Origin of the sequence: Dickeya aquatica (assembly GCF_900095885.1) — a bacterium.
Classification (GTDB): Bacteria; Pseudomonadota; Gammaproteobacteria; order Enterobacterales; family Enterobacteriaceae; genus Dickeya; species Dickeya aquatica.
On the sequence record NZ_LT615367.1, the window covers coordinates 3,071,984 to 3,097,290 of the forward strand.

Annotated in this window: 23 protein-coding genes; 17 read left to right on the plus strand and 6 right to left on the minus strand. The window is 55.2% G+C overall.

Annotated features, from left to right (window positions below):
• Nucleotides 1–84 precede the first annotated feature (84 nt).
• On the plus strand, nucleotides 85–1,548 hold the full coding sequence (gene bepA / locus DAQ1742_RS13915; RefSeq protein WP_035340658.1) for a beta-barrel assembly-enhancing protease: 1,464 nt from the start codon (nucleotides 85–87) through the stop codon (nucleotides 1,546–1,548).
• A 22-nt stretch (nucleotides 1,549–1,570) separates the two neighbouring features.
• Nucleotides 1,571–1,927: an arsenate reductase (glutaredoxin) gene (gene arsC, locus DAQ1742_RS13920; protein WP_035340656.1), complete on the plus strand. Its 357-nt coding sequence runs from the start codon at nucleotides 1,571–1,573 to the stop codon at nucleotides 1,925–1,927.
• Between the two features lie 8 nt (nucleotides 1,928–1,935).
• Here the strand turns inward: arsC and hda are convergent, their stop codons facing one another.
• The 3 genes from hda to upp all read right to left on the minus strand — a co-directional run bounded on the left by hda (nucleotide 1,936) and on the right by upp (nucleotide 4,873).
• Entirely contained in the window at nucleotides 1,936–2,643 is a 708-nt protein-coding gene (gene hda, locus DAQ1742_RS13925) for a DnaA inactivator Hda (RefSeq protein WP_035340654.1), read from the minus strand.
• A gap of 130 nt (nucleotides 2,644–2,773) precedes the next feature.
• Nucleotides 2,774–4,063: a uracil permease gene (gene uraA, locus DAQ1742_RS13930; protein ID WP_180706154.1), complete on the minus strand. Its 1,290-nt coding sequence runs from the start codon at nucleotides 4,061–4,063 to the stop codon at nucleotides 2,774–2,776.
• Nucleotides 4,064–4,246: 183 nt separating this feature from the next.
• A complete protein-coding gene (gene upp, locus DAQ1742_RS13935; RefSeq protein ID WP_035340647.1) occupies nucleotides 4,247–4,873 on the minus strand; it encodes a uracil phosphoribosyltransferase in 627 nt (208 codons plus the stop codon).
• Between the two features lie 253 nt (nucleotides 4,874–5,126).
• Between upp and purM the strand changes: the two genes are divergently transcribed.
• From purM to speG, 12 genes are all read left to right on the plus strand, one after another.
• Nucleotides 5,127–6,167, plus strand: coding sequence for a phosphoribosylformylglycinamidine cyclo-ligase (gene purM, locus DAQ1742_RS13940; RefSeq protein WP_035340645.1), 1,041 nt, complete (start codon nucleotides 5,127–5,129; stop codon nucleotides 6,165–6,167).
• The gene (purN, locus tag DAQ1742_RS13945; protein ID WP_035340642.1) at nucleotides 6,167–6,808 is read left to right on the plus strand and encodes a phosphoribosylglycinamide formyltransferase; all 642 of its coding nucleotides are present in this window, start codon (nucleotides 6,167–6,169) and stop codon (nucleotides 6,806–6,808) included. The genes purM and purN overlap by 1 nt, the downstream gene beginning before the upstream one ends.
• A 286-nt stretch (nucleotides 6,809–7,094) precedes the next feature.
• Nucleotides 7,095–8,093, plus strand: coding sequence for an HTH-type transcriptional regulator GalS (galS, locus tag DAQ1742_RS13950; protein ID WP_035340639.1), 999 nt, complete (start codon nucleotides 7,095–7,097; stop codon nucleotides 8,091–8,093).
• Nucleotides 8,094–8,383: 290 nt separating this feature from the next.
• Nucleotides 8,384–8,551 carry a hypothetical protein gene (locus DAQ1742_RS13955; protein WP_158513807.1) on the plus strand — a complete coding sequence of 56 codons (168 nt, stop codon included), beginning with the start codon at nucleotides 8,384–8,386 and terminating at the stop codon, nucleotides 8,549–8,551.
• Nucleotides 8,552–8,564: 13 nt separating this feature from the next.
• Nucleotides 8,565–9,560, plus strand: a complete 996-nt coding sequence (gene mglB / locus DAQ1742_RS13960; RefSeq protein ID WP_035340635.1) for a galactose/glucose ABC transporter substrate-binding protein MglB — start codon at nucleotides 8,565–8,567, stop codon at nucleotides 9,558–9,560.
• A 175-nt stretch (nucleotides 9,561–9,735) separates the two neighbouring features.
• Nucleotides 9,736–11,256 (plus strand): galactose/methyl galactoside ABC transporter ATP-binding protein MglA, encoded by a 1,521-nt coding sequence (gene mglA, locus DAQ1742_RS13965; RefSeq protein ID WP_035340631.1) that lies wholly within the window; start codon nucleotides 9,736–9,738, stop codon nucleotides 11,254–11,256.
• 19 nt (nucleotides 11,257–11,275) lie between these two features.
• Nucleotides 11,276–12,286 (plus strand): galactose/methyl galactoside ABC transporter permease MglC, encoded by a 1,011-nt coding sequence (mglC, locus tag DAQ1742_RS13970; RefSeq protein ID WP_035340629.1) that lies wholly within the window; start codon nucleotides 11,276–11,278, stop codon nucleotides 12,284–12,286.
• Between the two features lie 222 nt (nucleotides 12,287–12,508).
• Nucleotides 12,509–13,330 carry a transporter substrate-binding domain-containing protein gene (locus DAQ1742_RS13975; protein WP_035340627.1) on the plus strand — a complete coding sequence of 274 codons (822 nt, stop codon included), beginning with the start codon at nucleotides 12,509–12,511 and terminating at the stop codon, nucleotides 13,328–13,330.
• Nucleotides 13,330–14,193 carry an amino acid ABC transporter permease gene (locus DAQ1742_RS13980; RefSeq protein ID WP_035340625.1) on the plus strand — a complete coding sequence of 288 codons (864 nt, stop codon included), beginning with the start codon at nucleotides 13,330–13,332 and terminating at the stop codon, nucleotides 14,191–14,193. The genes DAQ1742_RS13975 and DAQ1742_RS13980 overlap by 1 nt, the downstream gene beginning before the upstream one ends.
• A gap of 181 nt (nucleotides 14,194–14,374) precedes the next feature.
• Complete coding sequence (locus DAQ1742_RS13985; RefSeq protein WP_035340623.1) at nucleotides 14,375–15,502, plus strand: ABC transporter substrate-binding protein; 1,128 nt, start codon at nucleotides 14,375–14,377, stop codon at nucleotides 15,500–15,502.
• Nucleotides 15,495–17,657, plus strand: coding sequence for a TonB-dependent siderophore receptor (locus DAQ1742_RS13990; protein WP_035340622.1), 2,163 nt, complete (start codon nucleotides 15,495–15,497; stop codon nucleotides 17,655–17,657). The genes DAQ1742_RS13985 and DAQ1742_RS13990 overlap by 8 nt, the downstream gene beginning before the upstream one ends.
• 129 nt (nucleotides 17,658–17,786) lie before the next feature.
• Complete coding sequence (gene speG / locus DAQ1742_RS13995; RefSeq protein ID WP_035340621.1) at nucleotides 17,787–18,344, plus strand: spermidine N1-acetyltransferase; 558 nt, start codon at nucleotides 17,787–17,789, stop codon at nucleotides 18,342–18,344.
• A 46-nt stretch (nucleotides 18,345–18,390) separates the two neighbouring features.
• Here speG and ybbP read toward each other — a convergent pair whose 3' ends face one another.
• Together ybbP and ybbA are read right to left on the minus strand one after the other, a co-directional pair.
• On the minus strand, nucleotides 18,391–20,832 hold the full coding sequence (gene ybbP, locus DAQ1742_RS14000; RefSeq protein ID WP_035340616.1) for a putative ABC transporter permease subunit YbbP: 2,442 nt from the start codon (nucleotides 20,830–20,832) through the stop codon (nucleotides 18,391–18,393).
• Nucleotides 20,829–21,515, minus strand: coding sequence for a putative ABC transporter ATP-binding protein YbbA (ybbA, locus tag DAQ1742_RS14005; protein WP_035340615.1), 687 nt, complete (start codon nucleotides 21,513–21,515; stop codon nucleotides 20,829–20,831). The genes ybbP and ybbA overlap by 4 nt, the downstream gene beginning before the upstream one ends.
• Here ybbA and tesA point away from each other — a divergent pair.
• From tesA to DAQ1742_RS14020, 3 genes are all read left to right on the plus strand, one after another.
• A complete protein-coding gene (tesA, locus tag DAQ1742_RS14010) occupies nucleotides 21,483–22,130 on the plus strand; it encodes a multifunctional acyl-CoA thioesterase I/protease I/lysophospholipase L1 (protein WP_051124017.1) in 648 nt (215 codons plus the stop codon). The genes ybbA and tesA overlap by 33 nt on opposite strands.
• A 55-nt stretch (nucleotides 22,131–22,185) precedes the next feature.
• The gene (locus tag DAQ1742_RS14015) at nucleotides 22,186–22,962 is read left to right on the plus strand and encodes an SDR family oxidoreductase (RefSeq protein ID WP_035340613.1); all 777 of its coding nucleotides are present in this window, start codon (nucleotides 22,186–22,188) and stop codon (nucleotides 22,960–22,962) included.
• A 62-nt stretch (nucleotides 22,963–23,024) separates the two neighbouring features.
• Nucleotides 23,025–23,885, plus strand: coding sequence for a thioredoxin family protein (locus DAQ1742_RS14020; protein WP_035340612.1), 861 nt, complete (start codon nucleotides 23,025–23,027; stop codon nucleotides 23,883–23,885).
• Nucleotides 23,886–23,947: 62 nt separating this feature from the next.
• On the opposite strand, the gene DAQ1742_RS14025 is transcribed toward DAQ1742_RS14020, so the two are convergent.
• Nucleotides 23,948–25,141, minus strand: coding sequence for a nicotinamide mononucleotide deamidase-related protein YfaY (locus DAQ1742_RS14025; protein ID WP_035340611.1), 1,194 nt, complete (start codon nucleotides 25,139–25,141; stop codon nucleotides 23,948–23,950).
• Between the last annotated feature and the right edge of the window lie 166 nt (nucleotides 25,142–25,307).

The window sequence follows — 25,307 nt, forward strand, 5'->3', positions numbered from 1 at the left end:
TTTTTGCCCATCGTGTTTCATTGTCAGCCATCGCTGGCTAAGATGATGTCCATCCATTCGGGCTGCTGAAGGTTATCATCCGTTATGTTGTCTCGGTTTAAACCCACGGTTATTGCCATGCTGGCGGGCGTGCTGCTAAACGCCAGTCCGCTAAGTCTTGCTCAAGAGATACCCTCAACCCTGCCAGATATCGGTACCACCGCTGGCGCAACACTGAGCATTAATCAAGAACGCGTTATGGGCGATTTTTATCTGCGCCAGTTGCGCGGCGGCGCACCGCTGATTAATGACCCACTGCTATTGCAATACATCAACCAGCTCGGCGGGCGGCTGGTGACGTCAGCAGACTCGGTACGTACGCCCTTCAATTTCTTTTTAGTGAATAATGATGAAATCAACGCGTTTGCTTTCTTTGGCGGCAACGTTGTGCTGCATTCCGGGCTGTTTCGTTATGTTGAAAACGAGAGCGAACTGGCATCAATACTGGCGCATGAAATTTCCCACGTCACCCAACGGCATTTGGCGCGGGCGATGGAAGCCCAAAAAGCCAGCGCCCCACTCGCCTGGGCCGGCGCATTTGGCTCGTTGCTGCTGGCAATGGCCAATCCACAGGCAGGCTTTGCCGCACTGAGTGGCACACTGGCGGGGGCGCAGCAAAGCGTTATCAGTTTTACACAGTCTAACGAGCAGGAAGCCGACCGCATTGGCATTCAGGTGCTGCAACGCGCCGGTTTCGACCCACAGGCCATGCCCGCTTTCCTGCAACGGCTGGCAGACATGTCACGCTATGCCACTAAACCGCCAGAAATGCTGCTGACGCACCCGCTGCCAGAAAGCCGTCTGGCCGATGCCCGCAACCGTGCGAATCAAATGAAGGCAACGCCACTGCACGCCTCGCAAGACTTTATGTTCGCCAAGGTACGAGTCCTGGGCATGTATAGTTCACAGGATAACCCTTACGGCCAGGCACTGCTCGATAACTGGGCCAAAGGCAACCAGCGCGAGCAGTTAGCCGCGCAATACGGGCGTGCAATACGCGCATATCAGGCCAAAAAATACGATGAAGCGCGCAATATCTTGCAACCATTGCTGGAGAAATCACGCGGTAATCTGTGGTTTTTAGACTTGCAGACGGATATTGATATCGGCCAGCAGCGCGCTGAACAGGCCGTCGTGCGGTTGCAGAAAATGGCAGAGGTACAGGGCAACCCGGTACTTGAACTGAATCTGGCCAACGCCCTGGTGGAAAGCCATAAGTCCGACGAGGCGTGTCGTATTCTGCGCAAGTACACCTATGCCCATCCCGATGATACCAACGGCTGGGATTTACTGGCGAAGGCCAGTGCTGCACAAAATAGGCGTAGTGAAGAACTGGCAGCCCGCGCCGAGGGGCTGGCGCTGACGGGCAAGCTCGACCAGGCTATCCGCCTGCTCAGCAATGCCAGTTCCCAAAGCAAACTGGGAAGCCTGGATCAAGCCCGTTATGATGCCCGTATCGACCAGTTACGTGCGTTGCAACAACGCTTCCGCCCTTATGAAAAATCCTGAGACAAGGTAAAAGGTAAATAGCATGAGCCAACCGGTCACGATGTATCACAACCCGCGCTGTTCCAAAAGCCGCGAGACGCTGGCACTGTTACAGCAGCAGGGCATCACCCCGAACGTGGTCTTGTATCTCGACACACCGCCGGATGCCGCCACCCTTGCCAGCCTGCTTGAAAAACTGGGGTTTGCCAGCGCCCGCGAACTGATGCGCAGCAAAGACGATCTTTACCGGGAACTGGGCCTGGCCGAAAAACACCTCAGCGAAGCACAACTGATTCAGGCAATGGTCAGTCACCCGAAATTGATTGAACGTCCGATTGTGGTTGCCAACGGTAAAGCCAGAATTGGCCGCCCGCCAGAACAGGTGCTGGACATTCTCTAACCCTGCAATTACAAATCGAGGATCTCTTTGACGAAGGGAATGGTGAGCTTGCGCTGGGCGGTGATGGAGGCGTGATCCAGTTGATCCAGCGTCATGAACAGCGTGCGCATTTGCCTGTCCAGCCTTTTCAACAAGAAACGGCTGACATCTTCCGGCAGCTCAAACCCGCGTAGCCGGGCGCGCAATTGCAGCGCCTCACCTTTCTCGTCGTCGGATAGCGGCTGTAAGCGATAAATCTGTCCCCAGTCAAGGCGTGAAGCCAGGTCAGGCAGTTGCAGATTAAGCTGACGAGGCGGGCGATCGCCGGTGATCAACAGCCGGGTTCGGCCACCTTCTTGTATCCGGTTGTAGAGGTTGAACATCGCCATTTCCCACTCGCTGTCACCGGCAATCGACTCAATATTATCGATGCACACCAGCGCCAGTTGCTCCATCCCTTCGAGCACATCAGTCACAAAGTAAGCCCGTTTATCAAGCGGTACATACCCCACTGCACGACCAAGACGGGATAATTGCGCGCACGCAGCATGCAACAGGTGGCTGCGGCCCCCGCCTTCGCGTGACCAGAAATAGATATAGCTACCATGCTCTTGTTCCAGAGCATTATGAATAGCGGCCAGCAGGGACGTGTTCTCACCCGGATAGAAACTGGCAAAGGTTTCATCATCAGGCAGATAGAGTGGCAGTGATAGCTGTGCCGGTGTGTTCAGAAGCACCTCAAACCAAACAGGCAGGAAAACGGAACGAGTTTAGCATAGAAACCGTTGGCGATTGAACCCGCACGATGATGCCGGTGTGCCGCCATGCACACCGGATCGTGCGACTTACATCTGTAAATACGGCGTATTAATGCCCGACAGCATCCTCTTCAGAGGCTTCTATCACCTCTTCTTCCTTGCGGAACTGACTAATGAGGCGAAACAGCAGGCTCAGGCAGATACCGACGACGGTGGCCAGTGCCATGCCTTTAAGCTCAACCGCCCCGAGATGGATTTTGGCACCGCTGACCCCAATAATCAGAATAACCGACGTCAGAATCAGGTTTTGTGCTTTGTTGTAATCCACTTTGGATTCGATCAGCACACGAATACCGGATGCGCCAATCACCCCGTACAGTAACAAGGACACACCGCCCATCACCGGTACAGGCACGGCCTGGATAGCGGCGGCCAGTTTGCCGACACAAGAAAGCAGAATGGCGATCACCGCGGCTCCGCCAATCACCCAGGTGCTGTAAACCTTGGTGATTGCCAGCACGCCGATGTTTTCTCCGTAGGTCGTGTTCGGCGTTGAGCCAAAGAAACCGGACAGCATGGTCGATATGCCGTTGGCAAACAGCGAACGGTGCAGACCGGGATCTTTCACCAGATCTTTTTTCACGATATTGGCCGTCACCACCAGATGGCCGATATGCTCGGCTATCACCACTAACGCGGCCGGTAATACCGTCAGCATTGCCACCCACTCAAAACGCGGTGTGTAGAATGTTGGCAGCGCAAACCAATGCGCCTGGACTATGGGCGCGAAATCGACCATTCCCATCACAAACGCGAGCGCATAACCGACCAGCACCCCAATGAGGATGGGAATAATCGCCAGAAAACCGCGAAACAGCACGGAACCCAGCACGGTAACGGAGAGTGTCACCAGCGAAACGGTCACGGTTTTGCTGTCCATTTCCACACCGGCTGCGGGCAATAATCCTGCCATATTCGCCGCCACACCGGCCAGTTCCAGGCCAATTACCCGCAACAATCGCCCCCATCGCAGCCGGGGGAAAATCACATTCAGCCAGCCCGTCCCCGCTTTTTTCACCACCAGCGCCACCAGGCAAAACAGCGCACCACACAAAATAAACCCGCCCAGCGCCACTTCATACCCTTGCGGTAGCAGTAAAAATACCGGTGAGAGAAAGGCAAAGCTGGAACCGAGATAAGCGGGAATTTTCCCTTTACAGATAAACAGATACAACAGTGTGCCGATACCGTTAAACAGCAATACGGTGGCCGGGTTTATCTTAAACAGCATCGGCACCAACACCGTTGCACCAAACATGGCAAACAGGTGCTGAAAGCTTAACGGAATCGTTTGCAAAAGCGGGGGTCGTTCACTGACGCCAATGGCGCGACGAGTCATCTTATTTTCCTCTGTATGTCATGCAATGACCGGAGTATCCGGCAGAAATGTCAGCCCTGTCGTCAATAACAGGCGCTGCAAAAATGTCGCCATCCGTGGTCAGCATGCGAACGCCAGGCACGCCTGCAACAGCAGCGCTGGCATACGCAAAAAAAAGCCGACTCGACAGTCGGCTTTTAAGCATCATTTGGTTCCGAACAGCTTGTCGCCCGCATCGCCCAGGCCCGGCATAATGTAGCCGTGTTCGTTGAGGCCCTTGTCAATCGATGCCGTGTAGAGCTCCACATCAGGGTGCGCTTTTTCCAGCGCGGCAATGCCCTCAGGCGCAGCAACCAGCACCAGCACCTTAATGCTCTGGCAGCCTGCTTTTTTCAGCAGATCAATCGTCGCTATCATTGAACCACCGGTCGCCAGCATCGGATCGACCACCAGCGCCATACGCTCATCAATGTTAGACGCCAGTTTCTGGAAATAGGGCACCGGCTCCAGCGTTTGCTCGTCACGGTACATGCCAACAACGCTGATACGCGCGCTGGGAACGTTTTCCAGCACCCCTTCCATCATGCCAAGGCCGGCACGCAGAATCGGCACCACGGTAATTTTCTTACCCTTTATCTGATCGACTTCAACCGGGCCACACCAACCCTCGATGGTCACTTTCTCCGTTGCCAGATCGGCAGTGGCTTCATAGGTCAGCAGGCTGCCCACTTCCGAGGCCAGTTCGCGAAAACGTTTGGTGCTGATGTCATGCTCACGCATCAGGCCCAGTTTGTGTTTGACAAGCGGGTGTTTTACCTCGACGATCTTCATTACTTTTCTCCCCATCGGCGGTTGGCGGCCAAAAAAATCGCGGGATTATACCGCTTTTTGAAATAAGCGCCATAGACTCGGGGCTGATCCAAATCAAGCCAGCACGGAAATTCCTCCCCTCCCCCGGCATCATCCGCTGGACGCTGGCGAAATCCGTGCGCACGAACACACTGCTCGCAAACGTTTGCTTACGCTGCTAGAATGAGCCCGCTCCATTTTTTAAACCAATCGTAACCTCCGTGGGGACTCCGCAGTGACCGATAAAACCTCTCTCAGCTATAAAGACGCAGGCGTGGATATTGATGCTGGCAATGCATTGGTAGACCGTATCAAAGGTGTAGTGAAACAGACCCGTCGCCCGGAAGTTATGGGAGGATTGGGCGGTTTCGGTGCGCTGTGCGCCTTGCCGCAAAAATACCGCGAACCGGTGCTGGTTTCCGGTACTGATGGTGTCGGCACCAAACTGCGTCTGGCGATGGATTTGCAGCGTCACGACACGATTGGTATCGATCTGGTCGCGATGTGCGTTAACGACCTAGTGGTTCAGGGCGCTGAGCCGCTGTTCTTCCTTGACTACTACGCCACGGGTAAGCTGGATGTTGACACCGCAACCCGCGTGATTACCGGTATTGCCGAAGGCTGCAAGCAGTCAGGCTGCGCGCTGGTTGGTGGTGAAACTGCCGAGATGCCCGGCATGTACCACGGTGAAGATTATGACGTCGCCGGTTTCTGTGTCGGCGTGGTTGAGAAGTCAGAAATCATTGATGGCAGTCAGGTGCGTGAAGGCGATGCGCTGATAGCGCTGGCGTCCAGCGGCCCGCATTCTAATGGCTACTCATTAATTCGTAAGATCCTTGAAGTGAGCCATACCGATCCCGACAAGGTTGAACTCGACGGTAAACCGCTGGCAGACCACCTGTTGGCTCCGACGAAGATCTACGTCAAATCCGTGCTGTCGCTGATCGAAAACGTCGAGGTGCACGCCATTTCCCACCTGACTGGCGGTGGTTTCTGGGAAAACATTCCACGCGTACTGCCGGAAGGTATGCAAGCCACCCTTGATGAATCAAGCTGGCAGTGGCCGCCGGTGTTCCAGTGGCTACAGCAGGCTGGCAACGTCAGCCGCCATGAAATGTATCGCACCTTTAACTGTGGCGTGGGCATGATTATCGCTCTGCCGGCCGATCAGGCAGACAAGGCTATTGCCCACCTTAACAGCAACGGTGAGACAGCCTGGCACATTGGTGTTATCTCCCGCACGGATGATGGCGGGGAAACGGTGGTCATCCAGTAATGAACACCATCGTTGTGCTGATTTCCGGTCAGGGAAGCAACTTGCAGGCGTTGATTGACGCCTGCGGGCAAGGCCGGGTGGCCGGGAAGATTTGCGCTGTATTAAGCAACAACCCGACTGCATTCGGCCTTGAGCGCGCCCGTCACGCCGGGATTGCGACGCATGTGCTGCAACCGGGTGATTACGCCAGTCGTAATGCCTTCGATGAGGCACTGGCCGCCGAGATTGAAAAATACCAGCCGGACCTGGTTGTGCTGGCCGGTTATATGCGAATTCTCAGTGCCGGGTTTGTCGCCCGCTTTCTCGGTAAAATGGTGAACATCCATCCCTCACTGTTACCGAAATACCCTGGGCTGCACACTCATCGTAAAGCACTGGAGAATGGCGACCACGAACATGGCACCTCAGTACATTTCGTGACGGAAGAGCTTGATGGTGGCCCGGTCATTTTACAAGCCAAGGTGCCGGTTTTCCCCGGCGATAGCGAACAGGATGTGCAAGAGCGGGTGCAGGTGCAGGAACACAGCATCTACCCGCTGGTGGTAAGCTGGTTTTTGGCCGGCCGTCTGGCGTTGCGTGATAACACGGCCTGGCTTGATGGACACCCCCTTCCTGCCAGTGGCTACGCGGCCGAAGAGTAATTCTGCTTTCCTCTGACGCCCTGAGGTTATCAGGGCGTCATCTGTCTGACAGCCGGTACGTTCCCGGCATCACCATTCTCCCTGTAACCCAGCCATGCTCCTGAGCAACACGCGGCTGGCGTGATGTAACCAAGAATGACCTTCGTCACAAAGGTTACAGAATTGTATGTAACCGTTTTCATGGTTGTGACCTGACTCACGCAGTCTCTCCATGCCCCCTGACAAAATAGCGCTGCGCCCCTCTCGGGTCGCCCTTGTGAACTCTCTTCCTTTGTGGTGAGTATTGATGATTACCATCCGTGATGTCGCGCGTCAGGCAGGCGTTTCAATCGCTACCGTATCCCGTGTGCTGAATAACAGCAGCGCGGTCACTCAACAGACTCGCGATCTGGTGCTGCAAACGGTCGGGCAACTGGGGTATCGCCCGAATGCCAACGCTCAGGCGCTGGCAACGCAGGTGAGTGATACCATCGGTGTGGTTGTAATGGATGTGTCCGACCCGTTCTTCGGTGCCATGGTCAAGGCGGTGGATACCGTAGCCCAGCGGCTGCAAAAACATGTCCTGATAAACAACTCCTACCATCAGGAAGAAAAAGAGCGCCATGCCATTGAGGTGTTGATTCGCCAGCGTTGCAACGCGCTTATCGTGCATGCCAAAGCATTATCCGACGACGAGCTGGCCGGATTTATGGAGCAGGTACCAGGCATGGTCCTCATCAACCGGCTGCTACCGGGCTACCCGCACCGCTGTGTCAGTCTGGATAATGTCAGCGGAGCCATGATGGCCACCCGCATGCTGTTACAACAAGGCCACCAGCGCATTGGTTATCTCCGCTCCAGCCACCCGATTGAGGATGTGGCAGAGCGGTATACCGGCTGGCGACAGGCGTTACAGGAACAAGGCATCATCGCGCCAGAGGAGTGGGTGGCGAACGGTGAGCCCGATTTACAGGGTGGTGAAAGCGCGATGGTTGAGCTGCTGGGGCGCAATCAGCAATTGAGCGCCGTGTTTGCCTACAATGATGGTATGGCCGCCGGAGCCCTGATGGCGCTCAAAGATAACGGTATTGTGGTGCCGACGCGCTTTTCCGTGGTCGGCTTTGATGACATTCCCATTTCGCGTTATACCGACCCAAGGCTCACCACCATTCGTTACCCTATTGTTTCCATGGCAAAAATTGCGACCGAACTGGCACTTAAAGGCGCGGCGGGCTTGCTTGACCCCGACGCACGACACTGTTTCATGCCAACCCTGGTACGTCGGCATTCCGTTGCTGCACGTTAATGTTAGCTAAAATGTGCAGACGGTCACTAATTCATCCAAATCATCCATGTAACCGCTTTCAATCTGTGAGTAAATTCACAGTTAATTAACATTGCAGTCTCTATGATGTGAGCGTAGTGCAAAGGCCGGACACCGTGTAACGACGTTACACTACGGGTTATCCCGCCAGCCACTGAAGCCGTCGGCTGTTGAAACAGAATATTAACGCGAAAACGCGCACATACCCTGTTTCAGATTGACTGTTTCAGCACAGAATTATTTTTCAGGACGCAGCACCCGGCAGCCTCGGCATGAACACCGAACGCGCCGACAAACAGGGAAGTCAGACTTTTAGCGGGCTATGCCTGCAAACCTCGTCAGTCTGGCATAACAGCCATGCCGACGCTTACTCACTGACTGACTGGCGCATAACGTTTTACCCTGCGTTGCGCAGCCAGACTGAGAACTACCCTGCATAAACCCGGAGATATCATGAATAAGAAGGTTTTCACTCTCACCGCCCTGGTTGCCAGCATGATGTTCGGAGCTACCGCCCACGCTGCGGATACCCGCATCGGTGTGACGATTTACAAGTACGACGACAACTTTATGTCGATGGTGCGCAAAGACATTGAAAAAGAAGCCAAAGCACTGGGTGGTGTTGAGCTGCTGCTGAACGACTCCCAGAATGACCAGTCCAAACAGAACGATCAGGTCGATGTTCTGCTGGCCAAAGGCGTGAAAGCGCTGGCTATCAACCTGGTAGACCCGGCGGCCGCTGCCATTGTGATTCAAAAAGCCAAAGCGGCTGATGTCCCGGTGGTGTTCTTTAACAAAGAACCCAACGCCAAAGTGCTGGCCAGCTACGCCAAAGCTTACTACGTCGGTACAGACTCTAAAGAATCCGGCATTATTCAAGGTAAGTTGATTGCCAAACACTGGAAAGACACCGCGGCATGGGATCTGAACAAAGACGGCACAATCCAGTATGCCCTGCTCAAAGGTGAGCCAGGCCACCCGGATGCTGAAGCACGTACCAAATACGTCGTGGATACGCTGACCGGCGAAGGGTTGAAAGTCCAGCAATTACAGATGGATACCGCGATGTGGGACACCGCAATGGCTAAAGACAAGGTTGATGCCTGGTTATCCGGCCCGAACGCCAACAAAATTGAAGTGCTGATCGCCAATAACGATGCCATGGCAATGGGTGCGGTTGAAGCGCTGAAAGCCCACAATAAAACCAACATCCCGGTATTTGGCGTTGACGCACTGCCAGAAGCGCTGTCACTGGTTAAGTCCGGTGCACTGGCAGGTACGGTGCTGAACGATGCCGACAACCAGGCTAAAGCCACGCTGGATCTGGCGAAAAACCTGGCACTGGGCAAACCGGCGGCCGAAGGAACCAATTTCAAAATTGACAACAAAGTGGTGCGTATACCTTACGTACCGGTAGATAAAGATAACCTGTCACAGTTCCTGAAGTAATCCCGTCAGGGGCGGCAACTGCCGCCCCTGAACCCCGTGACCATAGGATTTTCTCAGCCAGGTAAGTGTTTTTACCCGGCCAGTTTTAACCAGGTAAGGTTCTCGTTTTAGCCGGGTAACTGTTGCAACCGGGTAACGGTTTTTGACCAGGTAACTTTTTTCGACCAGGTAAAATATGACCAGTGACACTCTAACCACTCCGCGCGAATTCCTGCTGGAAATGACCAACATCAGTAAGTCGTTTCCCGGTGTAAAAGCATTGGATAATGTCAACCTGAAGGTTCGCCCGCACTCTATTCACGCCCTGATGGGCGAAAATGGCGCAGGAAAATCGACGCTTCTGAAATGCCTGTTTGGTATTTATCAAAAAGATACCGGCAGTATTCTGTTTCAGGGCCAGGAAGTCGATTTCAAAAGCGCCAAAGAAGCCCTGGAAAATGGTGTTTCCATGGTGCATCAGGAGCTGAATCTGGTGTTGCAGCGCTCAGTCATGGATAACATGTGGCTTGGCCGCTATCCCAAGAAAGGGCTGTTTGTCGATCAGGAAAAAATGTATCGCGACACCAAAGCGATCTTCGATGAACTGGATATCGATATCGACCCACGCGACAAAGTGGTTTCGCTGTCAGTGTCTCAGATGCAGATGATCGAAATCGCCAAAGCCTTCTCCTATGATGCCAAAATCGTCATCATGGACGAACCCACCTCCTCGCTGACGGAAAAAGAAGTGAACCACCTGTTCACCATTATCCGCAAGCTGAAAGACCGTGGGTGTGGCATCGTTTACATTTCGCACAAAATGGAAGAAATCTTCCAGTTATGTGATGAAATCACCATCCTGCGTGACGGTCAGTGGGTGGCGACCCAGCCGCTGGAAGGTCTGGACATGGACAAGATCATCGCCATGATGGTTGGTCGCTCTCTGACCCAGCGCTTCCCTGAGAAAACCAACACCCCCGCAGAGGTGATGCTGCAAGTCAAGGGGCTGACATCCATGCGCCAGCCGTCAATCCGCGATGTGTCATTTGATCTGCGTGAAGGCGAAATTCTCGGTATTGCCGGGCTGGTCGGTGCGAAACGAACCGATATCGTCGAGACACTGTTTGGTATCCGTGAAAAAGTCAGCGGCACCATTACGTTGCGCGGTAAAGAAATCAATAACCATACCGCCAATGAAGCAATTAATAATGGCTTCGCGCTGGTCACAGAAGAACGCCGCTCCACCGGGATCTATGCGTATCTGGATGTGGGTTTCAACTCATTGATTTCCAACATCCATAAATACAAAAACAGCCTTGGCCTGCTGGATAACCGGCGCATGAAGAGTGATGTACAATGGGTCATTGACTCTATGCGGGTCAAAACCCCTGGTCATCACACCGCTATCGGCTCGCTGTCTGGCGGTAATCAGCAAAAAGTGATCATTGGACGCTGGCTGCTGACTCAACCTGAAATCCTGATGCTCGATGAACCCACGCGCGGTATTGATGTGGGGGCCAAATACGAGATCTACCAGTTGATTTCCGAACTGGCCAAAAAAGGCAAAGGGATCATCATCATCTCATCTGAAATGCCGGAATTGCTGGGGATAACCGACCGCATTCTGGTGATGAGTAATGGCCTCGTTGCAGGCGTTGTCGAAACCAAGAACACCACGCAGAACGAAATTCTCCGTTTAGCGTCGTTACACCTTTAATGATGCAAGGGCTGTTACCATGAAAGCTACTACTAAAAAAAGTGCGCTCACCTGGCTGAAAGAAAGTGGCATCTATGCTGTGCTACTGGTATTGCTGGTCATAATTATTGCTCAGGATCCTTCGTTCCTCAGCCTGACTAACCTGAGTAACATTCTTACCCAGTCCTCGGTGCGCGTAATCATCGCACTCGGTGTGGCCGGGCTTATCGTCACTCAGGGAACCGACCTGTCAGCAGGTCGTCAGGTCGGTCTCGCCGCCGTTGTGGCGGCCACCTTGTTACAGGCGATGGACAACACCAATAAAGTGTTTCCCAGCCTCGAAACCATGCCTATCCCGGTGGTGATTCTGATTGTCTGTGCCATCGGCGCACTCATTGGTCTGGTTAACGGTATCATCATCGCTTATCTGAAAGTGACGCCGTTTATCACCACTCTTGGCACCATGATCATCGTCTACGGTATTAACTCACTGTATTACGATGTTGTGGGTGCATCGCCGATTGCCGGTTTTGATGAACGTTTCTCTACCTTTACCCAAGGCTTTTTACGCTTTGGTGACTTTAAGCTGTCCTACATTACGTTTTATGCCGCGATCGCCACCTTTTTCGTGTGGATTTTGTGGAATAAAACGCGCTTTGGTAAAAACATCTTCGCTATCGGCGGCAACCCGGAAGCGGCCAAAGTGTCAGGGGTTAATGTTTCACTGAACCTGATTTGGGTCTACATGCTCTCCGGCGTGTTCTATGCCTTCGGCGGTATGCTCGAAGCAGGCCGTATCGGTAGCGCAACCAACAACCTCGGTTTCATGTATGAACTCGATGCGATTGCGGCCTGTGTGGTTGGCGGAGTGTCGTTTGCCGGTGGTGTGGGTACCGTCGCCGGTGTGGTGACCGGGGTTATCATCTTTACCCTCATCAACTACGGCCTGACCTACATCGGTGTGAGCCCTTACTGGCAGTACATCATCAAAGGCGGCATCATTATCTTCGCGGTAGCGCTCGACTCACTGAAGTACGCCCGCAAGAAATAAGACCCAGCGTATTGATACGCTCCGGCCTGCCCCTTCTGGTGGCAGGCCGTTTTTTTTGTGCAAGATATCCGCGCTTATTCATGGCGTAACGATCTCCCTGATAAGAGCGCATTTTGCAGCGTCGGCCCGCTACGCTAAGATAGGGGTTTGCCCACTATTGTCTGCGGCCATGCGTGGCAACTCACGCCACCTTGCCCGCCACGCACACCTTAGGGAGAACACATGAAGAAATTACTCGCACTGCTGGCGCTTGGCCTGAGCGCTGGCTTAATGCTTGGCACCGCTCAGGCAGGCGGCACTCTTGAGCGTATTAAACAAACTGGCGTGGTTCGCAATGTCTTGTTTAATGACTACCCACCATTTAGCTACCTTGATGATAAAAACCAGCTAGTCGGTTTTGATGTCGATGTGGCCAAAGCCGTGGCAGGCAAACTGGGCGCAAAGCTTGAGCTTGCCACTCCGGGTTGGGAAACCATTGTCGGCGGGAAATGGCAGGGCCGCTGGGATATGTGCATCTGTTCTATGACGCCCAACGCCGAGCGCGCCAAAGTGCTGGATTTTGCCGCGCCTTACTACAGCACCTTTGCGGTGTTGATAGTCCACAAAGATGAGAAAAACATCCAGTCCGCAGCAGATCTCAGTAACAAAAAGGTCGGGCTGGGGCTCGGCTCCAGCTACGAAAACTACCTGAATAAAACGCTGGCCATTCCCGGTGGCAAAGCGATTGATTTCCCCTTTAACAACGTACAAGCCGTTCCCACCGATGAAGAGATGGCGTTTCGTAATCTGGCCTTAGGGCCGGGCAAGCGGCTGGATGCGGTGATATCCGATCGTATCACGGCTAAACCGCGGCTCGAGAAACTGCCGCAGTTGCGCATTTTGCAACAACTGTATGCAGAACCGAACTGGATTGCGGTAGATAAAGGCGATGCCGAGTGGAGCAAAACGCTGGCCGACACCGTTAACACGCTGCGGGCAGATGGCACGCTGAAAGCCATTTCCATAAAGTGGTTCGGTGAAGATATTACCGGGGCCAGCCAGTAATGTCTGACTCGTCTGCCAACAACACCGATTGCGTTTCCAGACCGTCGTTTCACCCGGCGCACCCCGTGCGCGCCGGGCTAGGTTTTCGTTTACGTACCGGCCTGACCTGGCTCATCCTGCTCAGTTTGTTGATGTGGTTTTTTTCTTACATGGAGCTCGACACCGGGCTTATCCGTCAGAAATTGCCCGCCATGCTCGGCCTGCACCTGTCACCGGATGGTTTTATCCAGGGCGCGGTACTCAGCGTGGTCATCACCGTGCTTTCTATGGTGTTTTGCGTGTTGCTCGCCACCCTGACGGCGGCCGGGCGTTTGTCTTCAAGCGCCGTCGGGTTTGGTTGTGCGACATTTTACGTTTCGCTGTTTCGTGGCACGCCGCTGCTGGTGCAGGTACTGATTATCTACCTTGCGCTACCGCAGATTGGCATTGTGATGAATGCGTTTACTTCAGGCATCATCGCCCTGTCACTGAATTACGGGGCTTATCTGGCAGAAACGATTCGCAGCGGTGTTATTTCCGTTTCCCGTGGTCAGAAAGAAGCGGCTATGGCGCTTGGCCTGTCGCGCTGGACGACGCTGGTACATGTGGTAGCACCGCAGGCGCTACGCATCATCATTCCACCGGCAGGTTCACAGTTCATTTCGATGATCAAAGACTCCTCGCTGGTGTCGCTCATGGGACTGTGGGAACTGAATTTCTTAGCACAATCCTATGGCCGCAGCACTTACCATTACATGGAAATGCTCAGCACCGCCGCGGTCATCTACTGGATGCTGTCGATTGTGCTGGAACTGCTGCAAGGCCGTCTTGAACGCCGTTTCGCCCGCGGCTATGAGCACCACAGTGAAAAAATGCCCCACTGACCCACCGCCTCAGCGTGTTACCCCGCTTTAATTATTTACATAATTTCCCCAGCCCTGTGAAATATCAGGGCTTTTTATTTTCTTACCACACACCTGTGCAAAGTTAATTGCAAATGACAATAATTGTCATTATTTTTCTCCGTTTTGATTTTCATGAAAATAATCACAACGGAGAATTAGTGTGCAAAAAACACTCACTGTGATCGCGTTATCCGTGTTGCTCACGTTTTCCCCCCTATTCTCGTCAGCGCTCGCCAAAACGGTCACCGACCTGCTGGGCCGCCAGGTCGTGGTGCCGGATAACCCGCAACGCATTGTGCTCGGTGAAAGCCGTATGCTGTATACCCTGGCGTTGCTGGAGCCCGGCAATCCGGCACAGCGTATTGTCGGCTGGCCCGGTGATTTGGCGCGTTATGACGCCCAAAGCTGGGCGCGCTATACGGCAAAATTTCCTGACATCGCACGGATTACACAGTTAGGCAACGGCAATATTAATAGCGTTAACGCCGAAACGTTACTGCCGCTCAAGCCGGATCTGGTGATTCTGCCAAGACTTGCCAAAGGCACCGACAGCGAGCAACACATTGAGCGGGTGCTGACGCAGGCCGGCATTCCCTATATTTATGTTGATTTACGCATTGACCTGCTGAATAACACCCTTCCCAGTGTGCAACTGCTGGGTGAGGTTCTTAATCAGTCAGCCCGTGCCAGTGCGTTCATGACGTTCTACCGCCAACATATGGACGCGGTGAAAAACCGTCTGGCGCACTATCAGGGGCCCAAAACCACGGTGATGCTGCACTTGCACCTTGGTCGCCGCGACACCTGCTGCACGACCGCCATTAATGGCAATCTCGGTGACCTGCTGGCATTTGCCGGTGGTGACAACATCGCCAGTGGCAAGCTTTCGGGGGTGTATGGCGAGCTGAGCGCGGAGCAGATTCTGGCGGCAAAACCGGCGGTGTACATCGCAACCGGTATGGCCGGGCCTGAAGGAAAACGTCTGTCAGACCTGATGCTCGGCCCGGATGTATCCCCCCAACAAGCCGCCGACAGCTTTCGTACCTTATTGACCGGGCATCCCCTGCTCTCACACCTGACTGCCGTCAGCGAGCGCCGCGCCTGGAGTATGTGGCACAACTTTTATCTCAGCCCGTATCACATGGTGATGGTGGAAATGTTCGCCAAAGCCCTTTACCCAACGCTGTTTGCCGACCTCGACCCGCAGCGCACCTTACAACAACTCTACCAGCAGTTTTTACCCATTGATTTTTCAGGGACTTATTGGAGTCAGTTAACACATGAATAACCGTCACTGGCAAACAGGCTGGCCGTTGCTGGCCCTGTTGCCGTTAAGCCTTCAGGCTGCCACCACGCAGGCCCACAGCAACGCCACAAAAACCGCTACGCCACAGGAAGAAACCATGGTGGTTGCCGCCAGCACGTCAGCGGCCCATGCACAGGAAACCGGCTACCAGCCGCACAGCGCTGTTACCGGTACCCGCACCGAAAGCCGCCTGCTGGATATCCCCCAGGCCGTCAACGTGGTGCCACGCCAGGTACTGGAAGACCAATCCGCCAGAAATCTTGATGAAGCGCTCTATAACGTGAGCGGCATCACCCAGGCCAACACCCTCGGCGGTACACAGGACGCGGTGATGAAGCGCGGTTTCGGCGATAACCGCGATGGCTCTATTCTACGCGATGGTATGCGTTCAATTCAGGCCCGCAACGTCACGCCGACCACTGAGCGGGTGGAAGTGCTCAAAGGGCCTGCCTCCATGCTGTATGGCTGGGGCGAACCGGGCGGTATGATCAACATCATCAGTAAAAAACCCGAACTGACGCAGAAAACGCACATCGAAGGCTGGAACAGCAGCTTTAATGGCGGCGGCGGTCAGGTGGATGTCACCGGCCCGCTGGGCACCTCCGGGCTTGCCTATCGTATGCTGGTCGATCACGATGAAACCGATTACTGGCGCAATTTCGGCCGTCACCGCCAGACCACGATTGCACCATCGCTGATGTGGTATGGCGACGCTACCACCGTGCGGGTTGCTTATGAACATATGGAGTACCTGACGCCGTTTGACCGTGGCACCGTGATTGACAACCGCACCGGTAAACCGGTCAATACCCCGCGTGAACGTCGTTTTGACGAAAGCTACAACGCCACCCGCGGTGACCAGGACACGCTGACGCTCCAGCTGGAAAATACCCTCAATGACCGCTGGAAAACCAAACTGAACTACGCCTACAGCCGCAATACCTACAGCGACAATCAGGCCCGTGCCACCAGCTATAACGCCGCTACCGGCATTTTAATGCGCCAGGCGGATGCCACTGCCGATGCACGCAGCCAGTCGCAGAATGTACAGCTCACGCTAAATGGCGATATCGACTGGGGCCGCGTCAATCATCAGTTACTGTTTGGTATCGATCATGAAGCCGATCGCACCTACCGTGGCGACATGTTACGCAGCACCCGACGTTACAATTTTGATGTCTACCACCCGAGCTATGGCTTGCAACCGGCATCGACAACCATCAGCGCCGCCGACAGCGACCAGCGCGAAAATGTCGATAGCACCGGGGTTTTCATGCAGGACGCCATCCGCCTTGACGCACACTGGATGCTCTTGGGCGGGCTGCGCTATGATCATTTTGATGTGATGTCAGGCAAAGGGCGGCCATTTGTTAGCAATACACAAGCCACAGACAGCCGCCTGGTGCCGCGCGCGGGTATCGTCTACAACCTCAATAGCTGGTCCTCGCTCTACACCAGCTACAGCCAGTCATTCAAACCCAATACCTCGGTCGCCACTCAGATAGGCGCGATGGAACCGGAAACCGGCCAGTCTTACGAGATAGGAGCCAAACTGGATTTACCCAACCGTATCACCGCAAACCTGGCGTTGTTTGATATCCAAAAGCGTAATGTCATGGTGAGTGAGCCGCAGGTCATCAATGGTGTGACCGAAACCGTCACCCGCACAGCGGGCAAAGTGCGCTCACAAGGCGTGGAGCTGGATGTCGCAGGCAAACTGAGCGACAGCCTGAGCCTGATTGGCAGCTACGCCTTTACCGATGCCCGCGTCACCGCAGACCCGAGCAATCAGGGCAATGAAATGACTAATGTGGCACGCCACACAGCGTCACTGTTTCTGACCAATGACTTCGGTAATCTGGGGCTGCATGCGGGGGATGACCTGCGTGCCGGTATCGGAGCCCGCTATGTTGGCCGCCGCCCCGGTGATGCCGCTAACAGTTTCTACATTGATGACTATACTGTTGCTGATGCCTTCCTCGCCTACACCGTGCCGGTTAACGGGTATAAAGTGAAATGGCAGTTGAATGTCAAAAACCTGTTTGACAAGACCTATTACCCATCGAGCGGCAACAATCTGCGCGTTGCCATCGGCGACCCTCGCGAAGTGGTACTACGCGCCAGCGTTGACTTCTGAGTGACCCGCGCAGCCTTCGGGCTGCGCACCATGTGGTGCCGCGCCCGATAGCAGTTTCAGCGTAATCGGATTGACTGCAATACGATGAGTCATTAAGGTCGCTTCACTATTAGACTATTGAGTTTCTTTATGCCGAATATTCACGAAAGAGTGCGGTTGCGACCGCTTGAACGCGATGACCTGCGCTTTGTTCATCAACTGGATAACAATGCCAGCGTCATGCGCTACTGGTTTGAAGAGCCTTATGAAGCGTTTGTCGAGTTAAGAGATCTGTACGATAAGCATATCCACGATCAGAGCGAACGGCGCTTCATCATCGAGCACAGCGGTACCAGGGTCGGGCTGGTGGAATTGGTGGAGATAAACCACATTCACCGGCGTGCCGAGTTTCAGATAATCATCGACCCGGCTCACCAGGGCCACGGGTACGCCAGCGCGGCAACACTGCTGGCGATGGATTATGGCTTCTCGGTGCTCAATCTCTACAAGCTGTATCTGATTGTGGATAAGGAAAACAAGAAAGCAATTCACATCTACAGCAAACTGGGCTTTGAAATCGAAGGTGAATTAATCCACGAGTTTTTCATTAACGGTGAATACCGCAATACCATTCGGATGTGCCTGTTCCAGCATCACTATCTGGCACAGCACAAAAGCAGCCACAGCGCGAATAACATACCCCATTAATGAGACGGGCGTGACGTAAAGCCAGTCAGACACGCCCGCTCGCCCATCAGGTATGATAATGGCGAAATAGCGCATTACCACGCAGCAATCGCAACCCCAGCCAGGCACCACACAGTGACAGCAGTAACGCGGCCAACCCTGGCAGTGCAGCCCACAGCCACAGATTGGGCTGCCAGGGGAAATCAAACACTTTACGCTGCAATAACCACAGCGCCATTTCTGCCCCGCACGCCGCGGCCACACCGGCACAGAGTCCCAGCACGGCGAACTCCCACCATAGCGTCGCCCGCAGCAGGCGCTTTGCCGCCCCCAGCGTGCGATAAACCATCAATTCCTGACGCCGCTGGCGCATACCAACCTGAATCTGAGCCAGCAACAGAAGTACGCCACACACCAGAACCAACACCACCATCACTTCCAGCGCTAACCCCACTTGCTGCAAAACTGTGCCTATTTGCTGCAAAATAGCGCCAATATCTAACACTGTCAGCGTCGGGAACTGGCGATTCAACTGCGTGATAACGCTATCGCCGCCTGCCGCTCCATCATAGCGAAAGCTGGTCAGCCAGGATTGCGGCTGTCCGTCCAGTGCGCCGGGCGGGAAGATGAAAAAAAAGTTAGGACGCAAACTTTCCCAATCCACCTGGCGCAAACTGCTGACAGTAGCGCGAAAAGGCTGGGTATCACCGGTGAACGTCAGGACATCGCCCATTTTGATGCCTAACCGCTGTGCCACCCCTTGATCAATTGACACCTCGCCCGCTTTCGGCGGCCACTGTCCGGCCATTATCGGGTTATGCGCGGGCTGCTGCGCAAGCCAGGTCAGATTCAGTTCGCGGTTGACGGTTTCGCCCCCTGGGTCATCTTCACGCACCAGATCGGTTGCGCGCAGCCCATTCATTTCGGTAAGCCGGGCGCGAACGATTGGGTAAAACGTTTCCGGTTTCACCTGATGCTGCGCCAGAAAATCCGTTACCTGAGGCACCTGATCGGCGCTGATATTCAGCACGAAATAGTTCGGGCTGCCGGGTGGCAATTGTTGTTGCCAGCGATCCAGCAAATCCCCGCGCAGCAGTAACAGCAATGCCAGCAACATGAATGACAGCGAGAACGCTGCCAGTTGACCCAGCGTTGCCCACGGCTGGCGCAGCAGGCGGTTAATCGCCAAGCGCAATGCCAGACGCCGCAACGTTAAACGACGCAACAGCCACAAGCTGCCCCAGCCAATGGCCCCTAACAGCAACGAGAGTGCCAGCACACCGCCCAGCAGCGACCACAACAGCGCGCTCCCGCCAGATAACAGCACCAGGGTCGCCAGCACTAGCGCCACTACCACTGGCAGATAATAACGCAGCGGCCACACCGTTACGGTCACATCCTGGCGCAAAACCCGCAACGGCTGCGTCGCCAGCAGTTGTCGATACGGACGCATTCCCACCAGCAAAGAAATCAGCACCAGTGTTCCAAGCGCCCACCCCCACGGCCACAGCCCGGCCGCCGGTAATTCTCCGGGCAACACCGGCAACAAGGCACGCATCAGCAAGGTTTCAAAGCCTATCCCCAGCAGGCTGCCACACAATGCAGCCAGTGCCAGCACCGATAGCCACTGCCCGATAATCAGGCGACGCAACGCCCGTCGCCCGGCCCCCAGCGTTTTGAGGATAGCCACCAGACGGGTTCGACTGTGGCAGTAATGCCCCATTGCCACGGCAATCGCCGCCACTGACAACAACAGCGTCAGCAGGGCGCACAACAACAAAAATTGCTGGGCACGCTGGATGGATTTGCCCAAGGCATTCGGCGCATCCTCCATGCCATACCAGCGCTGATCGGCTTTCAGCAGCGGCTTGATAAACGCGCTAAACCGGGCAATGGGCTGTGCGTCACCGGCAAACATATAGCGCCAGGTTATCCGCCCTCCCGGTTGAATCGCTCCAGTTTTCGCCACATCCGCCAGATTCATTAACACCCGGGGAGCCGTGTCAAAAGGGTTAAACCCGGCATCTGGCTCCGCCAGCAGTTCACCGGCAATGCTCAGCGTAGTGTCGCCAATATCCACACTGTCGCCCACCTTACGCCCGAGCAATGCCAGCAGCCTCGGGGCGATCAGCACCTGGCCTGGGCCAACGTGTAACCCGGCCGGCTGGGTTTTCAGCTCGCCATATAATGGGTAGCGCGCATCGGTGGCTTTCACCTGCGCCAGTTGTGCATTATCTCCGGCGTAAGCCATGGTCATAAACGACACCTGCTGGCTCACGGCCACCCCTTGGCGCTGCGCCTCGGCAAGCCAGGTGTCATCCACCGGGCGAGACGCCCGCAGCACCCGATCGCCCGCCAGAAAATCCCGGCTTTGCTGGCTTAACCCTTTTTCCATACGATCGCTGATAGCACCAAGCGCCAGCACACAGGCGACAGAGAGCGTCAACGCCAGCCAGACAATTAATAGCGACGGCGATCGCCACTCCCGCCAGAACCAGCGCCAGATCATGCATCCTCCCATAACTTGCCGTCGATAAGACGCAGGCAGCGGTCACAGCGCGCCGCCAGTTGCTCATCATGCGTGACCAGAATCAGGGTGGTGGCAAAATCCCGGTTGAGGGAGAACAGCAGATTGGCAATGCGCTCGCCGGTTTGCCGGTCCAGATTGCCGGTCGGCTCATCCGCAAACAGCACTTTTGGCCGCCCGCTAAAGGCGCGGGCCAGCGCGACGCGCTGCTGCTCGCCGCCGGACAGTTGCGCAGGTAAGTGTGTCAAACGCCCACCCAGCCCTAACTGCTGCAACAGATGTTCTGCCTGCTGACGACTCTGTTTGTCGCTGTCGCCACGCAACAGCGCTGGCAACTGCACATTCTCCAGTGCCGTCAGCGTTGGCACCAGCATGAATGACTGAAACACAAACCCCACATCGCTGGCGCGCAGCGCCGCACGCCCTTCTTCATCCAGTTTATCCAGCCGCTGTCCCAGCAGTACAACCTCACCACTGCTGCCATCATCAAGTCCGGCCAGAATCCCCAGCAAGGTCGATTTCCCCGACCCCGACTCCCCTACCAGGGCAATGGTCTGAGCAGGTTTGACAACCAGCTCAACTCCGGTGAGGATGGAGAGCTGATGTCCACCCTGACCGACATGTTTACTAAGATGATGAACTTCAAGAATGTTTTCCGCTGGCATAGCGTTATCCTTTTGTTTTTAAGTCTATTCAGCCTGCGCGCACTGGCGGCGGATACATTGCTGGTACTCGGTGATAGCCTCAGTGCGGGTTATCGCATGGCGGCGAATCAGGCCTGGCCCGCGTTGCTCCATGCCAACTGGCAATCACGCCCGGACACCTCAGCCATTCACGTCGTCAACGCCAGTATCAGCGGTGACACCGCCACACAAGGGCTGGCACGGGTGCCCGCATTATTGCAACAACACCAGCCGCGCTGGGTGCTGATTGAGCTGGGCGGTAACGATGGGTTACGTGGTTTCCCGCCACAAAATCTGGAGCGTGATTTGGGCGAGATAATCACCCGCATCAAAGCGGCAAACAGTCAGCCGCTGTTAATGCAAATCCGCCTGCCTGCCAACTACGGTAAGCGCTATACCGAATCCTTCAGCGCCGTCTACCCACGCGTCGCTAAAACCTTTGATGTTCCCCTGCTGCCGTTTTTTATGGAGCAGGTTTACCTCAAACCCGAATGGATGCAGGATGATGGCATTCATCCAAACCGTGATGCCCAGCCATTTATCGCTGACGTGATGGCAAAACAACTTGAACCCGTTGTAGCGGCGCACCATGAGTAAAGGTTAACAGTTAATCACGCCTCTTGATATTTAAGCGCTTTCGTTAGGTAAAGTTATGCAAAAAGCAGTTTTGATTACCGGTTGTTCCAGCGGCATTGGCTTACTTGCCGCACACGCATTGCAACAGCGGGGGTATCGGGTACTGGCGGCGTGCCGCCGTCATCAGGATGTTGCCCGCATGAACTCATTGGGCTTTGAGGGCATTGATCTGGATCTCGACAGCAGTGCCAGTGTCAGGCAGGCCGCCGATGTGGTGATTGCGCTGACGGGCAATCGTCTTTACGGCCTGTTCAATAACGCCGGATACGGTCTTTATGGGCCACTCAACACCATTTCCCGCCAGCAACTGGAGCAGCAGTTTTCCAGCAACCTGTTTGGCACGCATCAGTTAACCCAGTTACTGCTGCCCGCGATGTTGCCGCATGGTGAGGGCCGAATCATTCAGACCAGTTCCGTGATGGGGTTGATTTCCACACCGGGGCGCGGGGCTTACGCCGCCAGTAAATATGCGCTGGAAGCCTGGTCTGACGCCTTGCGTATGGAGCTGCACGGCAGTGGGCTGTGCGTTTCGCTGATTGAACCGGGCCCCATCAGCACGGCATTTACCCAGAATGTCAATCAAACGCAGCAGGATAAACCGGTCACTAATCCGGGGATTGCCAGCCGCTTTACGCTGCCGCCGCAAGCGGTGATTCCGAAGCTGATTCACGCGCTGGAAAGCCCACGCCCGAAACTGCGCTACCCGGTGACGCTGCTGGCGCACGGAATAACCGTGTTACGCCGGTTGTTGCCAGGCGTCGTGCTCGATAAGCTGCTGCGGACTAAATCCTGATACGGGGTTGAAGCGACGCCTATCGCCCCCATTTATGGTCAAAATGGCCAAGAGAGAATGACATGCTAGAACAACACGCCACTGTGATTGACATCAATGAAAGCACGCTGCGTCAGGCACTGGAACAGTCCATGCAGGCCCCGGTGCTGTTCTATTTCTGGTCTGAGCGTAGCCCTCACTGCCAGCAACTGAGCCCGGTACTGGATAAGCTGGCCGCGGAATATGCCGGTCAGTTCGTTCTGGCTCGGGTCGATTGCGATGCCGAACCCCATGTTGCCGCCCAGTTTGGCCTGCGTGCCATCCCGACGGTGTATCTGTTTAAAGATGGCCAGCCGGTAGACGGCTTTCAGGGGCCACAGCCGGAAGAGGTGATTCGGGATCTGCTCCAGCAGTTCTTACCCAAACCGGAAGACCTGAAACTGGCACAGGCACAGCAGCTGATTCAGGACAACCAGTTAAAAGAAGCGGCCATCTTGTTGAAAGATGCCTGGCAACTGGACAGCAAACGCAGCGATATCGCCCTGCTGCTGGCTGAGGTTCAGATTCAGTTAAACCGCATTGATGAAGCGCAAACGCTGCTTGCCGCCATCCCGCTGCAAGATCAAGACACCCGTTACCACGGTCTGGTCGCGCAAATCGAACTGATGAAACAAGCGGCAGATACGCCGGAAATTCAGCAATTGCAGCAACAGTTAGCCGCTCAGCCTGATAACGCTGAACTGGCCGTTCAACTGAGCTTGCAACTGCATCAGGTTGGCCGCAACGAAGAGGCGCTGGAGCTTTTGCTGGTGCTGCTGAAAAAAGATCTGGCTGCCGCAGACGGTAATGCGCGCAAAACGCTGCTGGATATTATGGCCGCGCTGGGCACGGGCGATGCGCTGGCCGCGCGCTATCGCCGCCAGCTCTATTCACTGCTGTACTGATCCCCTTTCGTTCAATAAAGACCGGGGCCACGGCGCGCCCCGGTTTTCTCGCTTCTGTGCCGTTATACGCTTTCCAGCACACTTATCCAGCCATGCGCGCCGGATACCGGCCAGCCATTCAGCCAGCGTCGTACCATATTCATCGCCAGCATAGCGACCACTTCCTGCGCGGTTTTCTGACCATAGCGCCGCACGTTCAGTTGAATCGTCTGCCCAACGGTTCCTTCTGGCGTATGCAGCGCCAGCGACAGCACGCCGTCATCAGCCCGCCCGACATAGAGCGCCAGCGCCGTATGATAACGGGCAGCCAGCTCACGCGCGTGAGCCAGAGCCTGCTGTAGCGTTAGCGCCTCTGGCGTCACCACCAGCTCACCGCCACCCAATGCCACCTCGGCGCTGCGCAGTTGCCAGTAAAGCAGACCGGCGGTGAAATCTTCACTGACGGACAACGTTACCCCCCGCTCGTGCAGACGCCGGGCCAGTTGCGCTGGCAACCCTTCAGTGCCTTCGAAAATCGCGTTCTCCCCGGCGACCTCACGAACGGTGTGCCACGCCAGCTCCATTTCGCTACGCCGCGACGCCGGGCCGGTCAGCTTGAGCTCAATAATCGGCATGGAAGAGCGATAGCCCAGCACCACATCTGGCGGCAGCGGCAGGCTGTCGAGCTGGCTTGCCAAATCGCTTTCCGAGCGGCCAAAGGTGGTCAGACGCAGGCACAGCGGCGCATCGGCAACGGCAAAGCGCGTCCGCAACCGTGGCACTATCTGTTGCTCCACCATCACTTTGAATTCAGACGGTACGCCGGGGGTGAAAAACATCAGACACTTGTTGAGTTGCATAGCAAAACCACAGGCAGTACCGACCGGATTATCCACTAACCCGGCGCTGGCAGGCAGTTGCGCCTGTTTGCGGTTGCTGTCTGCCATCACCCGCCCGCGCTCGGTGAAGAACGCTTCCATGCAGGCTATCCATTCGGGATGCTCGACCAGTGGCTCTCCCGCTGCCGTGGCCGCAGCCAGCGCGCTGAGATCGTCACTGGTCGGCCCAAGCCCGCCATTGACAATCAACACATCGGCTATCTGGCTACGCTCGGTTAATGCCGCAACCAGTTCCTCAAGCTTATCGCCTACCGTCATGCGGCTGGTCATCGGTATGCCTTGTGAAAACAGGTAATCCGCCAGCCAGGCGGCATTCGTATCCACAATCTGGCCGTGCAGCACTTCATCGCCGGTACATAACATCTCAACCCTAAGCATCCGTATGACTCCTTATGATGGTTTCACGCACATTCGTTCACTGATACCGCCCAAAATGCCTGTGCTCAAAAACACGAAAAGCGTGTTAAACACGCCCTTCTCTTGCTGAAATACAGCCCTGTGATTTTGTCATTGGCAATGAAGTCAGCGCGGCAAACGCGGCCTG